Here is a 14,714-nt window from a genome sequence, read left to right on the forward strand (position 1 = left end):
AGACGCCGCGACGGCGATCGGATCGCCGTCACGACGTTAGTGCTCAACCGCGAATGAACGCCAACAGATCGGCGTTGATCTGATCCGCGTTGGTCGTCGGCATACCGTGAGGAAAGCCCGGGTACGTCTTGAGGGTGGAATGTTTCAATAGTTTGGCCGAAAGCGGCGCAGAGTCGGCAATCGGCACAATCTGATCATCCTCTCCATGCATGACCAGTGTGGGCACCTGAATCGCCTTCAGGTCTTCGGTGAAGTCGGTCTCGGAAAACGCTTTGATGCAGTCGTAATGAGCTTTTGCACCGCCCATCATGCCTTGACGCCACCAGTTGTCGATTACGCCTTGTGAAACCTTCGCCCCGGGTCGATTGAAACCGTAGAACGGCCCCGACGGCACGTCCAGGTAAAACTGCGCGCGGCTGGCGGCCAGTGCCGAACGGAATCCGTCGAACACTTCCAGAGGTAAACCGCCGGGGTTCTTCTCTGACTTAACCATGATGGGGGGAACCGCGCTGATCAGTACGGCCTTGGCAACGCGTCCCGGTTTGGCTCGAGCGGCGTAGCGCGCTACTTCACCACCACCGGTCGAATGGCCGACATGGATCGCACCTTTAAGGTCGAGCGCATCGGTCAGCTCGATGACATCGGCGGTGTAGGTGTCCATTTCGTTACCCACCCAGGTTTGGGTCGAGCGGCCGTGACCGCGGCGATCGTGCGCGATCACCCGATAGCCTTTGAGCAAGAAAAACATCATCTGGTTGTCCCAGTCGTCCGCGCTCAATGGCCAGCCGTGGTGAAACACGATGGGCGTCGCGTCTTTCGGACCCCAATCCTTGAAGAAAATCTCGGTGCCGTCTTTGGTCGTAATAGAGTTCATAGCGTGCATCTCCTTGTGATCTGGTTTGTGTTGGGTTGCAGAGGGCTTGTCAGCGGCCTGCGTCAACCCGGAAAAACTGGAAAGCGGAACCAACAAACTGGCGGCCACTACTGCTGAACTTGCCAATATGGCCCGACGCTGGAGATCTATCTCCCGATTGGAGTCTTTCATTGAAGGTCTCTCGATCATGTGTTGTTGCTCAGGGAGATTCGTGCCTCCGTGAACGCAGGCGCAAACCCGACAAGCGATCAGTAGTCCCAGAAACCCGCGACCCAGCGAAAGGCGTCGCCGTCCACTGCCACCCGGCCAACGGAGGGGAACGGCAGGTGAGTCGCCACGAACAGCTCACCGCTAGCCGCCGCCTCTTGCAACAGACGGACACGAACGCGAACCGACTCCTCAGGGTCATGTTCAAAGCCGTTATGCCAGTCGGGGTGTTCGAAGGCGACCGGGAACAGGGCGTCGCCCGCGAAGGTCAACCGCTCGCCGCCGGATGTCACGTAGACCACGCTGTGCCCTGGGGTGTGGCCGCCGGTGAGCTTGACGACCACGCCTGGCGCCACCTCATATTCATCCTCGAACGTGCGCACCTTGCTGCGGTATTCGCTAATGAACTGATTGGCCGTTGCCCGCAGGACGTCCGGCACCGGCGACGGCATGGCGGTGAGGGAGAAATCGGGCGACTCCCAGAACGCGACCTCGGTAGCTGAAACGTGGATACGCAGATCCGGACGCAGTTGGCTCTTCACCTCATCGACCAGCAGCCCGCCGATATGGTCCATGTGCATATGGGTAATCACCACGTCGGTCACGGACGAAAGATCGATACCGGCGGCCTTCAGTCGTTTGGGGAACTGCCCGGCCCGCGGAAAGCCGGGGAACTGCCCGCCCAGTCCAGCGTCGACGAGGATGAGCTTGTCGCCGCTGCGCACCACCAGTACGTTCAGCGCCCAATCGAACGCGTCCGGCCCCAGGAACATGTCCTTGAACCAGGCCGCGCGGGTGGCTGGGTCGGCATTGGTGGACATCGTCTCGGTCGGCAGGGGCAGCACTCCATCACTGACCACCAGCACGTCAATCTCGCCGATCCGCAGCGCATAGCGCGAAGGAACCAGCTCCTCGGACACCGTGTTGTGCAAGCTCATGTTTGACTCCTGCTGAGCGTTCCTTTTCTGTGCTCCATCCTTTTGGGTGGGGTGGTTCAACTGCATTGTCATGGTCCTTCTCCTATTGCTTGGGTCACGTCGGGTTCAGGTGGAGGGGGGGCTTCAAGCCACAGGAATCATCGGGTCGGCTGCTGCCAGGGCGGCGGCCCGATCAGCTGCCGGCGGGTAGATCCACTGGGTGTTGATCTGCGTCTTGAGCTCCTTGGCCGTTTCCTTGACCAACTTGAGCTGACGATCCCAGCCTTCAGTAAACACCGCGCCCCAGGCGCCCAGATCGAGGCAGGTCACGTACTTGGGCTGACGGTAGGCGGTGGGCGCGACACCGAGCAGGTCCGCAGCGACGTTATTGCCGGCATGACGGCCTAGAGAAATCGCGTGCTGGCAAGACATCGCGGCGAAGTTGCCGAGGTCGTCGGTGGCGGCATAGGCGACGTCTCCAGCGGCGTAGACATGCTCCTGGCCGAGCACCTTCAGGTTCTCATCGACGTGCAGGCGTCCCTGGACATCGCGCACGCTGGAAATCTGTTCGGTCAGCGGACTGGCGCGGAAGCCGACGGTCCAGATCACTGTTTGGCTCTCGATGCGGCGACCATCGGCGAGGGTAACGCCGTTGGCGTCCACTGCTGTCACGCTGGCGTTGACCACCCATTCAATGCCCAGGTATTCGGACGCCTCGATGATTGACGGACGAATTCCCTCACCCATGGTCGCGCCAATCTGGGGCGCACGGTCGATGATGATCACGCGGATGTCCTGATCGTTACCGAGCAAGGACCGCAGGCGCGCCGGCATCTCGGTGCCGGTCTCGATCCCGGTGAAACCGCCACCGGCGACCACCACCGTGTTGCGGGCAACGCTGGAGGGACGGTTCTTGAGGGATTTGAGGTGGTTCTCCAGACGCACCGCGGCTTCGATCTGATCAACGTCGAAGGCGTGGGCGTCAAGGCCTGGCACCGTCGGACGGGCTAACTGGCTGCCAGCGGCAAGTACCAGGCGATCGTAGGTCAATGTGCTCCACCGGCCAGCCTCATCGCGATAGCCAACGGTCCTTCCAAGGTCATCAATGTGCTCGGCGGTGCCTTTGATGAAACGCACACCTACCGAGTCGAACAACCCATCCAGGGGGGCGAACATTTTGTGCACGTCGCTTTCGTAGAAACGGGGACGAATGCGCAATTGCGCCTGGGGAGCCAGCAGCGTGATTTCCACGTCGCTACGACTGTGCTTATCCAGTAGGCGGGCGGCGCTCAATGCACTCCACACTCCACCGAACCCCGCACCAATAACCAGAATATGCTGTTTCATTAGTTGTTCCTCAAAAAAGGTTTTCAATGTTCTTGAAGTTATTCTTCAAGTTTGGTGGAGCGATAAACAGGCGCCGAAGTTTCAGGCGTCTATGTTGAAAGCAGCAGGTCGCCCGCTGTGGATTCAGGTTATGACTGGATTGTTTTCGGCGCACTTCTACATCGGTTCAGAAAAACTATACGTCAGGGGGGGTGGGTATATACGAAGGTTTGTATTGGATGCAAAAGAGAGCGTTCAGAGCGCACTCAGTTCTGCTGGAGGAGGGCTGTTTCGATGTAGTTCAGAAGCTTGTTGGCGTCACAAGGTTTAGGCAGACAGGCAGTCAGCGCAGGTGTATTGGTGCCAAGGGGGGAGAGGGCTTCAGGGTAAGCAGTAATGAATACAGTGGGAATGTGAAAGCCCATCGCGACGAGCTGCTTGTGAAGCTCCAAACCGCTCATTCCCGGCATCTGGATATCGGAAATGAGGCAATGTGTTTGAGCGGGGCCGTTCGTGTTGAGAAAGTCCAGAGCGCTGCAATAAGTTTTAACTTTGTATCCGCTGGATCGCAGCAAGCTTTCAAGCGCTGTCCGGACCGAGTCATCATCATCGACGATGGCGATAATCATTGAGTTGCGTATGGGTGTGCCTTGCTTCATTTGGGACCCTCGTGACAGCTTTGGCCGTTATTACAACATACGCCGACTTATAAAGTGTTGAAGTATACCAATGTATAATCTGCTAAGACCAAAGTGTGGGGGAACTTGGAAGTTCGATGAAATCACCCAGGTTGGTCTTGTACTACTGGGTCGCGATTGCGGGCATACCCACGTACAAGGCTGCGCAACCAAGGGATACATCGGTTGAACCTAGATACAAGTGACGGCTTGCTATTGGGCTGCATAAGCTTGAACTCCCTTACTCATGCGGCCTTGTGCCTGGGCGGTGAACGTGATGAACAGAAATGATCTGCGGCGTGCCGACATCAATCTGTTGATTGTCTTTGAAACAGTGATGTGCGAACGCAACGTTACCCGGGCCGCAGAGAAACTTTTCCTGTGCCAGGCCACTATCAGCAGCGCCCTCGGGCGACTGCGTTCGATGTTCAATGATCCGCTGTTCATCCGCACTGGCAGGGTGATGGAGCCGACTGCGCGCGCAGAAGAAATTCATGCGCGGCTGACACCGGCGCTGGATGGCATCGCTGTCGCCTTGAGCTGTGCCCAGGCGTTCGACCCACTCACCAGTGACGAGACCTTTCATATCGGACTCTCTGACGATGTCGAGTACGCGCTGCTTCCACGTTTGATCAAGCACCTGCGGGATGAGGCGCCAAACATCACGCTGGTGGTGCGCAGAGTGGACCATCGGCAACTACCCCAATTGCTGACCTCGGGAGAGATTTCCGTGGGTATCAGCTTTGCCCAGGAGCTGCCGGCCAGTGCCCATTGCAAAAGCCTGCGAGCGATGCAGCCAATGCTATTGCGCGCCGATTCGGACCCCGGCGTCCTCGAGCTGGATGACTTTTGCAGACGGCCTCATGTGGTTGTCTCGTCGATGGGAAATGTCATCGACGATGCCGACCATGCCCTGAGCCTGGTCGGTCGGCAGCGCAGGGTAGTCCTGGCTGTTCCGCAGTTCAGTGCCTTGCCCGCTTTGCTCGCCGGCAGCGACATGATTGCGATCGTACCGGACTACGTCGCCCGGGCCATGGCGCGAATGGAAGGGATGCGCGCCGACTTTGCGCCGTTGGTGCTACCGGCGCCGGACTTGTCCATGGCCTGGCGCGGCGCGGCCCACAACGACCCTCGGGAACGCTGGTTGCGTTCGTGCTTCTGTCGCTATCTCGGTCAACATCAAGAGCAGCCCGTGCCTCTGGCCGTAGCGTGACTTGAGGCTATGTTGTTCCGTGAAGCGTCCCCCCGTTAGCTTTATCACTGGCATTGATCTTTGTGCTGACGGTGGGCTGGGTCAAATCCAGGTTCTAATGGTGCTGGAAGCTGTTGTAGGCTATTGCGGCGGCATCGGCATGTGCCTGGATACAGCGTGACGGCAATGTGCGGCAGTCAAGAACCTACTTATTGTTCCCGCTCCGACGGATAACAGCATGCAGATACTATGGAACGATGGCGAGCGTACCTTCTGTCGAGAGTTACGCTCGGGTGTGGAAGGCAGCCGCAATGTTCTGGTTGCACGACCTGCTGCTGAACAACCGCTTCCGGCTTGTCTTGGCCGTTTCGCCCACGAGTTTGGCCTGAAGGACGAACTGGATGGCTCTTGGGCTGTGCGTCCGCTTGAGATGGTGCGAGAAAATGGGCAGGTGTATCTGCTGCTGGAGGATACGGGTGGCACGCCGCTTGTGCAGCTGCTGGTTGCCCCCATGGAAACGCCAACTTTTCTGCGTCTTGCTATCAGCATCGCGCAGGCATTGGGAAAGCTCCACCAGCGCGGACTCGTCCATAAAGATATCAAGCCCTCTCATATTTTGGTGAACTGCTCCGACGGTCAGGCCCGGCTTACAGGGTTCGGCCTCGCCTCGTGGCTACCGCGTGAGCGACAGGCGCCTGAGACCATCGCCGGCACGCTCGCCTACATGGCACCTGAGCAGACCGGCAGGATGAATCGCTCGATCGATTTGCGCAGCGACCTCTATTCCTTCGGCGTCACGCTTTACCAGATGCTCACGGGTTCGCTGCCGTTTACGGCATCTGACCCGATAGAGTGGGTGCACTGCCATATCGCCAAACAACCGCAGCCACCGAGCGTGCGGGTCGAAACCGTCCCCGATGTGCTTTCCCGGATTGTCATGAAGCTGCTCGCCAAGACTGCTGAGGAACGCTACCAGACGGCTGCGAGTGTTGAACACGATCTGCGGCAATGCCTGGCAGACTGGGAGTCCTTGCGCCACATCAATGCCTTTGCGTTGGGTGAGCAAGGGACATCCGATCGGCTGATGATTCCCGAGAAACTCTACGGGCGCGAGCATGAGGTGAGTACCTTGATCGCCGCGTTCGATCGGATCATCGCCAGCAGCGCGCCGGAGCTCATGTTGGTCACCGGCTATTCCGGTATTGGCAAATCCTCTGTGGTCAATGAGCTGCACAAAGCGCTGGTCCCGCCGCGAGGACTTTTCGCAGCTGGCAAGTTCGATCAATACCGGCGCGATATTCCCTATTCGACGCTGGTGCAGGCCTTTCAAAGCCTGGTGCGCACGCTGCTTGGCAAGAACGACACCGAACTGGCGCAATGGCGTGACGCATTACAGAACGCACTGGATGCCAACGCGGGGCTCATGACCGACCTCATTCCCGAACTGAAGCTCATCATTGGTGAGCCGCCTCCTGTGCAGACACTTGAGCCTCAACAGGCGCAACGCCGTTTCCTCCTGGTGTTCCGGCGCTTTATCGGTGTATTTGCCCGGGCGGAGCATCCGCTTGCCCTTTTCCTGGACGATCTGCAGTGGATCGACGCGGCAACGCTCGACCTGCTGGAGGATCTGTTGACCAGCTCGGATGTGCGGCATCTGATGCTGGTGGGGGCCTACCGCAGCAATGAAGTGAGTGGCGCGCACCCACTCACGGGAAAACTTCAGGCTATTCGGAGCGCGGGGGGCAGGGTAGATGAAATCACGCTGGCACCGCTCGCGAAGGGACACATTGAGCAGTTGATTGCGGATGCGCTGCATGACGAGCTTGCGCACATTGAGCCCCTGGCGCAGTTGGTGCTGGACAAAACCGCCGGCAACCCGTTCTTCGTGATCCAGTTTCTGCAAACGCTCGCTGACGAACAGCTGCTGACCTTCGATCATCAAACAAGGCAGTGGTGCTGGAGTCCGGATCGCATCCATGCCAAGGGTTACACCGACAACATCGTGGACCTGATGGTCGGCAAGCTGACCCGCTTGCCGGCTGAAACGCAACTGGCATTACAGCAGCTTGCCTGTCTGGGGAACGTTGCCGGGACCACGGCGCTTTCCACCGTTCTGGGCATCCCCCAGGCACAGATCCGCACGGTATTGTGGGAAGCCATACGCCAGGAGTTGGTCCAGCGGCTGGAAGGCGCTTATGGTTTTGTTCATGACCGTATTCATGAAGCGGCCTATTCGCTGATCCCCAAGGGCGCTCGCGCCGAGGCTCATCTGCGAATCGGCCGGCTGCTCGCGGCGCAGACGTCCCTGCAAGGGCGGGAGGAGGCGATCTTTGACATCGTCGGCCAGCTCAATAGCGGCGCTGTGCTGCTCACCGATCAGGCCGAGCGGGAGCAATTGGCAGAGCTCAACCTGATAGCCGGCCAGCGCGCCAAGGCGTCAACGGCCTATGCTTCGGCGCTCAACTATCTCACCACGGGCGCGCAGCTGTTGGACGACAACTGTTGGACGCGTCTCCATGGGTTGATCTTCGCGCTGGAGTTGAACCGGGCCGAATGCGAGCTGCTGACCGGGCAATTATCGGTCGCGGACAAGCGCCTGGCGGCGCTGTCGGATCGCGCCACGACTACGATCGAACGAGCCAATGTCGTGTGTCTGCAAATGGATGTCTACCTGCTCATGGATCGCAGCGATGGCGCGGTCGCTGTCTGTCTCGCCTATCTGCGGCATGTGGGCATCGAGTGGTCGGCCCATCCGAGCGACGATGAAGTGCGCCAGGAGTACGACCATATCTGGTCGTTACTGGGCGATCGGCAAATCGAGGAACTCATCGATTTGCCGCTGATGGAGGATGCGGGCTCCCTCATGACCGTCAGCGCTCTGAGCAAGCTCTTCCCGCCTGCCTTGCAGACGGATGCGAACCTGACGGACCTGTTGATCTGCAAGGCGATCAGCCTGAGCCTCGAAGGGGGCAACTGCGATGCTTCATGTGTGCATTACGCCAATGCATTCAGAGTCGCCGGACGGCGTTTCGGCGACTACCAGGCGGGATTTCGATTCGGCCAACTCGGCTGCGAACTCGTTGAACAACGAGGCCTGAAGCGATTCGAAGCCAGTACCTATCTTTGCTTCTCGAATTTTGCCGTGCGCTGGATGAAGCCCGTAGGGCAATGCCGCGACCTGCTGCACCGCTCATTTGTTGCGGCGAACCGGATCGGTGACCTGCCGTATGGTGCTTATGCGGGCAACAGCCTCACCTCCGACTCTCTCTTCGCCGGTGAGCCATTGTCCGAGGTACAAGACGAAGCCGAACGTGGCCTGGATTACGCCAGGAAAGTGCGTTTCGGGCTGGTCACCGATTTCATTGGCACACAACTGGCGCTGATCCGGATGCTCCGGGGTTCGACGCCAATATTCGGTTGTTTTGATGATGGACAGTTTGACGAGCCAGGCACCGAAGCCCACCTGTCCAGCAATCCGGACCTGGCATTGGCCGAGTGCTGGTACTGGGTTCGCAAATTACAGGCCTGCTACATGGCCGACGACCCCAAGGCGGCCATGCAAGCCGCCGCAAAGGCACAGCAGTTGCTATGGACGTCATATTTGTTCTTCGAGGAGGCTGAGTTTTACTTCTATGACGCACTGGCTCGTGCCCGATGGTGCGACAGTGTCCCGGTGGACGAGCGTGCGCAGCACTTGATCGCCATGGCGACGGATCACCGGCAACTCCAGATCTGGGCTGAACAGTGCCCAGAGAATTTCGCGAGCCGGGCCGCGCTGGTCGACGCCGAGATCGCCCGCGTCGAAGGACGCTTGATCGAGGCCGAGTTGCTTTACGAACAAGCCGTGCACTCGGCGCAGAAGAGCGGCTTTGTCCATATCGAGGCGCTTGCCAATGAACTGGCGTCTCGCTTCTACGCGGCCCGTGGTCTTGGGAAAGTAGCCCGCGTTTACTTGCAAGACGCCCGCTACGGCTACCTGCGTTGGGGCGCTGATGGCAAGGTGCGGCAGCTTGAGGCGCGGTATCCGTTGCTGAGGACCGAAGAGCAAACGCTCGGCCCGACAACGACGATGGTCGCACCGGTCGAACACCTCGATCTGGCCACCGTGATAAAGGTCTCGCAGGCCGTGTCGGGAGAAATCGTCCTGGAAAAGCTCATCGACATGATCATGCGCACGGCCATCGAACAGGCCGGTGCCGAACGAGGTGTGTTGATTCTGTCGGACACGGGTGAGCACCGCATAGCCGCGCAAGTGACCACTGGCAGCCATTCGATGCAGTTGCGCGATGAGCCGATGACTTCGGCGCTGCTGCCGGAGTCACTGCTCTACCATGTCCTGCGCACGGGTGAGAGTGTTTTTCTTGATGATGCCCTGACCGAGGCCCCGTTTGCCGAAGACCCCTATATACGTCGGCACCACGTCCGATCGGTTCTCTGCCTGCCGTTGATGAACCAGGCCAAACTGACCGGTGCGCTCTACCTCGAAAACAATCTGACCGCCCGAGTGTTCAGCCCATCCCGGATTGCCGTGTTGAAACTGGTGGCCTCACAGGCTGCTATTTCGCTGGAAAATGCCCGTTTGTACCGCGAGGTCGCGGAGCGCGAAGGGAAGATTAGGCGTCTGGTAGACGCCAACATCATCGGGATCCTCGTCTGGAACGCCGACGGCGACATCGTCGAGGCCAATGATGCATTTCTTCGCATGGTGGGATACGAGCGAGAGGATCTTGTCTCGGGCTGTCTGCGCTGGAGAGATCTGACAACACCGAAATTTCGTGAAGTCAGCGAGCACTTTTTGGCACAAGCGGTGCGGACCGGCTATGCCCAACCCCACGAGAAGGAATATTTCAGAAAGGATGGCAGCCGCTTGCCGGTGATTGTCGGTTTGGCGATGTTCGAAGCCAGCAGCAAGGAAGGGGTCGCTTTCGTGCTGGATCTGACCGAGCGCAAACAGGCGGAAGAAAAAATCCGCGAAAGCGAACGACGCTATCGCGAAGTGCAAACGGAGTTGGCCCACGCGAACCGCGTCGCGACCATGGGGCAGCTTGTTGCCTCGATTGCTCACGAAGTCAATCAACCGATTGCAGCGGCCATCCTCAATGCCAACGCCGCGCTGCGCTGGCTGAACAGCCAGCCGCCGGAGATCGATGAGGTCCACAAAGTACTTGGCAGCCTCATCATGGATGCCAATCGGGCAGCCGATGTATTGGGTCGAATTCGTCGGCATATCCGCAAGGCACCGCCGCAAAAGGGGGCGGTGGACATCAACGCGGCGATTCGCGAGATGATCGAGTTCACCCGTGGCCAGATCATGAAGAGTGGGGCCTTGATTCGGACCCAACTCGAAGACGGTTTGCCATTTATCGAAGGCGACCGCGTTGAACTGCAACAGGTGCTGCTCAACTTGATCATGAATGCGCTCGAGGCCATGAATGGTGTGAGCGAGGGTGAACGCCAATTGCACATCAGCGCTCTGTTAAATGACGCCGGTTGTGTGCTCGTCAGTGTGAGCGATTCGGGGCCAGGGTTTGCCTCGGAAAACACCGAGCAGATTTTCGCTTCTTTCTACACCACCAAGCCCACCGGATTGGGGATGGGGTTATCAATCTGCCGCTCGATCATCGAGGCACATGGCGGCCACTTGTGGGCAAGCTTAAACCGACCCCGCGGCGCTACCGTTCAATTCACCCTTCCTGTCGAGCATGGTTGAATCGACTGCACTCTGGTCGCCTGCAACCAGGTGTTCTGTTTAATACTTAGGTTTAGCGGAGGTATATTAATGGTCACTTAAATTAATCCTGTGTACAAATGAAGCTTCGCAGCCCTGGCGATATATTACATATCAAGGGTCTGTGGAGAATGTGTCGTGAATACTCTGGCTATTAAGTTGATAAATGGGGTTTCATCGCTTCGAACGGCAATTATTTTATGCCTGGCGATAATAGCAATGGACTTTGCCGGGTATATGAAGGTGCTGATGTTTGAAAGTTGTCTGTTTGTCGAGCGCTGCAATAGCAGTAAGTCGTCAAGAAAATCCTCCATGTTTGCATTGGCGTTAGTGCCTGTCGAAAAGGATGCAGGTGATTTGCCAATCGGTTCGCACTTGATTAGCCCGCGCAAATTTTATGCGCATCATGGCATATACCTTGGGCGTGGAGACGTAGCTCATTACTCTGGATTTAGCAGTTCACTCAAGCCAGGTCCCATCGAAGTGACTGACCTTGAAAGCTTCGCAAACGGCAAGCCAGTCTGGTTGATACGGGAATCGTGTGAATATTCAAGCGATGAAATTGTCCGTCGTGCGCGTTCTAGAATGGGTGAAAGTCAATACAGGATTCTGTCCAATAACTGCGAGCATTTTTGCAACTGGTGCATTAGTGGGGAAAGTTGTAGTGTCCAGGTCAGGGCGTTTCTCCATTGCCCACGTTATCTGCTTTCTTTTATTTCAGCGTTGGAAGTGTATTTTATTGCATGATTTTTCCAGTGTTTTCGGGTGGTTATAACCATGTTTGTGCGCGCGCTTACGCAACGTAAAGTGTTGTGCTAGAATTTTTCCCTCAACCAATCAAAGAGGGCTGTGCATGAACGGAAATCCACCATCCAATGAGCAAGGCAGTAAAGGTTCTATGGTGTTCGTGGTGGATGACGACGCTTCCATGCGCAATGCATTAAGCAATCTTTTACGCTCTGCCGGTATACAAGTCGAGACGTTCGCATCCACTGCGGAGTTTCTTCAACAGCCAAAAACAGAGGGTGCAAGCTGTTTGATCCTTGATGTACGACTTCAAGGTAACAGTGGTCTTGAGTTCCAAAGCCAGTTAGCTAAGTCCAATGCCAGTATTCCGATTATTTTCATCACCGGGCATGGGGACATCGAAATGTCTGTCAAGGCGATGAAAGCCGGCGCGGTGGATTTTTTGGCAAAACCGTTCCGTGAACAGGACCTTCTGGATGCGGTGTCTGCCGCACTGCAGGCAGATGTCAAACGCCGGCAATTTGAGCAGCAGTTTTCAGATCTGCATGCCCACTATCAGACGCTGACAGCTCGTGAAAAAGAGGTGATGGCCCTCGCAGTCAAAGGTCTGATGAATAAACAGATTGCAGGGCAGATGAATCTGAGCGAGATCACCGTGAAAATTCACCGCGGACATGCAATGAAAAAAATGCACGCAAAGTCGTTTGCTGATTTGGTTCGAATGGCAGAGTCATTAGGAGAGCGTCTTGATCGTTGATCAGAACCAGCCGCGTTAAGCCGCGACGCAATCTATGTAGCGGCTGAAATTGCTTAACTGAATGTATCAGGGTAACGACCTCCATTCGTCCTCAGAGATCAACGCAGGTGAAATGCCGGCCCTGGCACCACTTCGCTGAGCTGCAGGCTGCGATTTTCCCCCCGCCAATGGTTGCCGGCGTCGCGTTTGAAGACGTCGCAGAGGAAGCTGCTCATGTTTTCTCGGTTGTCCGACTGGACCACGCCGAAGAGCGGGTCGAAGAAGTGCAGGCGGTTCTGGCTGTCCTGGTGCAGGGCCATGGCGTGGCTTTCGCTCAATAGCAGGAAGGTCTGGTTCGTACCGGGTTTCAATACCGATTTCAGTTCGTGATCGATGGCATCCATCCTCATTCCATAGTGGGCAGGACGTACACCATCTGGAGCTTTGCCCAGCGTCATACCCAGCTTTGGCAGCGTGTCCAGGAGCATGGGGCCGGCGTTCCGGATCTTGTCTCTGTAGGGCTGCTGTTCAATGTGCTGGAAGCCCAGCACGCGAGGCAGCAATGCGTCTTCGCGGTAATTCGCCAACTTGTCGAAGAAAACCTCGTCCGATTGACCCTTGGCGCGACTCTGGCACCAGTTGACAGACAGGCCGAAGCAGCCGTGCCCGCCGCCTCCCGCCCGACTGTAGTCGGCGGCGAACTCGCTGTCGTCGACGGTCTTTTCGAAAAGAAACTTGCTCTGGTGGAACGGGGAGGCAAGGTGGCAGCCGTGCTCCTCGGCGATCTGCCGTTTGGCCTCGATGTTCGCCGTTCCCCCCATGCTGTTATCCGCCATTTCCTTGGTTTTGGTCTTGATGTAGTGCGTGGCGCCGTCACGTAGCGAGGCGAGAGACGTCATCAAGTCCGGCAGCAGGGTGCGCAACGAGCGATGCTGCGCGTCCGCTTCTTCATGGCTGGGTAGATCGGCGGCGTCAACCGACGAGAACGAGGAATGTGCGTCGAAAAACACATCCTCACCGCCACCCAGCGGGACCAGGGCGCCCGCCGTGTGAGGGTGGAAATGGGCGAATGCCTCGGGCGACCCCGGTTGGACCCCGGCTGACGATGAGGTTTGGCCCTGTTCCGCCGCAACGGTGATACCTGCCGAGTCTCCCAAGTGGTGAATCTGCATGCCGTGTCCTCATTCCATCCTGAATAGTCGGGCGCTCAAATGCAGCGCCGGTGAACGCAGAGGCCCTTTTTGCGCGCGTCGATTGGTTGTTTTCTGACGTCGATAGCTTTCGATGTAGCGCTTCAGCGAACCGCCCAAGGAGCCCATCTGCGTCATGATGCGGTCCAGGCCGGGCTCGTCCAGATCGTTCATTGAATGCAGGCTGCGTAGCATGAGTTGCCTGGAGCCTGGGTTGTAACCGAGGGAGCCGCCGTGGGTTCGGGTCGGTTCGAGGTTCAGCGCCATGGCCAGGGCCAGAATGTCGTTGTCCTGGGGCATCGTCAGTTCGGTGATCAGGACGAAGATAAACAGCGTTGTGTCCTGTTCGGGCAGCCAGAGCAGGCACTCCTCGCCGTCGACGGTGCGTACGGCATGACGCTCACGCTGACCTTCCGGCGTGTCCACGATACCCCGCGTGCGCAGCCACTGACGCAGTTGCTCTTTCGCCTCGATTGGCCGCATGAACACTCCCTGGGTTTTGTTTTCGACGGTTCCTCTATCTGTGGCACCGGGCGTGAAACGGTTCCATTGGTCGTGAGCATTCCTCACCAACGTTCAGGTGTCGATTGCATTGATCATGGTGGGCTCCTGCTATGGTTTATGTCGCTGGATTCATCTAGTGATGCAACTTGATGACCACCCCGAGGAGTGACAACCATCATGAAGAAGATCGACACAAAGGCAGGCGAGGAGGGAGGTTCTGCCTCTGAGCTGATAGAGGCAAAAATCCAGGCGCTGAGTGACTGGCGGGGCGAGACGCTCGCTCGGGTTCGGGCCCTTATCAAGCAGGCCGATCCCGACGTGGTCGAGGAGTTGAAGTGGCGAGGGGTTCCGGTGTGGTCGCACGCCGGCATCATCTGCACCGGCGAGACGTACAAGAATGCCGTGAAGATGACCTTCGCCAAAGGTGCCTCGCTGGAGGACCCTTCCGGTCTGTTCAACGCCAGCCTCGACGGCAACACCCGGCGTGCCATCGATATCCATGAGGGCGAAAGGATTAATGAAGACGCGTTGAAGACGCTGATTCGCGCCGCGGTGGCGCTCAATACATCGACGTAAACAAGCCCGTCGGTGAGGCCGGTTTCGATCAGTGGCAGCA

11 protein-coding genes are annotated in these 14,714 nt (G+C 57.7%); 5 read left to right on the top strand and 6 right to left on the bottom strand.

What is annotated here, in order from left to right; all coding sequences use genetic code 11:
- Nucleotides 1–43 precede the first annotated feature (43 nt).
- The 4 genes from PMI30_RS11450 to PMI30_RS11435 all read right to left on the bottom strand — a co-directional run bounded on the left by PMI30_RS11450 (nt 44) and on the right by PMI30_RS11435 (nt 3,983).
- Nucleotides 44–874, bottom strand: coding sequence for an alpha/beta fold hydrolase (locus tag PMI30_RS11450; protein WP_008011081.1), 831 nt, complete (start codon nt 872–874; stop codon nt 44–46).
- Nucleotides 875–1,122: 248 nt separating this feature from the next.
- Nucleotides 1,123–2,091 carry an MBL fold metallo-hydrolase gene (locus PMI30_RS11445; RefSeq protein WP_008011083.1) on the bottom strand — a complete coding sequence of 323 codons (969 nt, stop codon included), beginning with the start codon at nt 2,089–2,091 and terminating at the stop codon, nt 1,123–1,125.
- A 51-nt stretch (nt 2,092–2,142) separates the two neighbouring features.
- A complete protein-coding gene (locus tag PMI30_RS11440) occupies nt 2,143–3,345 on the bottom strand; it encodes an NAD(P)/FAD-dependent oxidoreductase (RefSeq protein WP_008011084.1) in 1,203 nt (400 codons plus the stop codon).
- 245 nt (nt 3,346–3,590) lie between these two features.
- Nucleotides 3,591–3,983, bottom strand: coding sequence for a response regulator transcription factor (locus PMI30_RS11435; RefSeq protein ID WP_008011086.1), 393 nt, complete (start codon nt 3,981–3,983; stop codon nt 3,591–3,593).
- A gap of 295 nt (nt 3,984–4,278) precedes the next feature.
- Between PMI30_RS11435 and PMI30_RS11430 the strand changes: the two genes are divergently transcribed.
- The 4 genes from PMI30_RS11430 (at nt 4,279) to PMI30_RS11420 (ending at nt 12,425) form a co-directional block, all read left to right on the top strand.
- Entirely contained in the window at nt 4,279–5,214 is a 936-nt protein-coding gene (locus tag PMI30_RS11430; RefSeq protein ID WP_032835682.1) for a LysR family transcriptional regulator, read from the top strand.
- A gap of 217 nt (nt 5,215–5,431) precedes the next feature.
- Nucleotides 5,432–10,903, top strand: coding sequence for a trifunctional serine/threonine-protein kinase/ATP-binding protein/sensor histidine kinase (locus tag PMI30_RS11425; protein ID WP_008011090.1), 5,472 nt, complete (start codon nt 5,432–5,434; stop codon nt 10,901–10,903).
- A gap of 156 nt (nt 10,904–11,059) precedes the next feature.
- Nucleotides 11,060–11,668 (top strand): lecithin retinol acyltransferase family protein, encoded by a 609-nt coding sequence (locus PMI30_RS30705; RefSeq protein WP_008011093.1) that lies wholly within the window; start codon nt 11,060–11,062, stop codon nt 11,666–11,668.
- A 106-nt stretch (nt 11,669–11,774) separates the two neighbouring features.
- Nucleotides 11,775–12,425, top strand: a complete 651-nt coding sequence (locus PMI30_RS11420; RefSeq protein ID WP_008011095.1) for a response regulator transcription factor — start codon at nt 11,775–11,777, stop codon at nt 12,423–12,425.
- Between the two features lie 98 nt (nt 12,426–12,523).
- Here the strand turns inward: PMI30_RS11420 and PMI30_RS11415 are convergent, their stop codons facing one another.
- Nucleotides 12,524–13,576, bottom strand: coding sequence for a YopT-type cysteine protease domain-containing protein (locus PMI30_RS11415; RefSeq protein ID WP_008011097.1), 1,053 nt, complete (start codon nt 13,574–13,576; stop codon nt 12,524–12,526).
- 9 nt (nt 13,577–13,585) lie between these two features.
- The gene (locus PMI30_RS11410) at nt 13,586–14,077 is read right to left on the bottom strand and encodes a CesT family type III secretion system chaperone (RefSeq protein WP_008011099.1); all 492 of its coding nucleotides are present in this window, start codon (nt 14,075–14,077) and stop codon (nt 13,586–13,588) included.
- A 198-nt stretch (nt 14,078–14,275) separates the two neighbouring features.
- On the opposite strand from PMI30_RS11410, the gene PMI30_RS11405 reads away from it, so the two are divergent.
- On the top strand, nt 14,276–14,674 hold the full coding sequence (locus PMI30_RS11405) for a DUF1801 domain-containing protein (RefSeq protein ID WP_008011101.1): 399 nt from the start codon (nt 14,276–14,278) through the stop codon (nt 14,672–14,674).
- The last annotated feature ends 40 nt before the right edge of the window (nt 14,675–14,714 follow it).

Source organism: Pseudomonas sp. GM50 (assembly GCF_000282375.1).
GTDB lineage: Bacteria > Pseudomonadota > Gammaproteobacteria > Pseudomonadales > Pseudomonadaceae > Aquipseudomonas.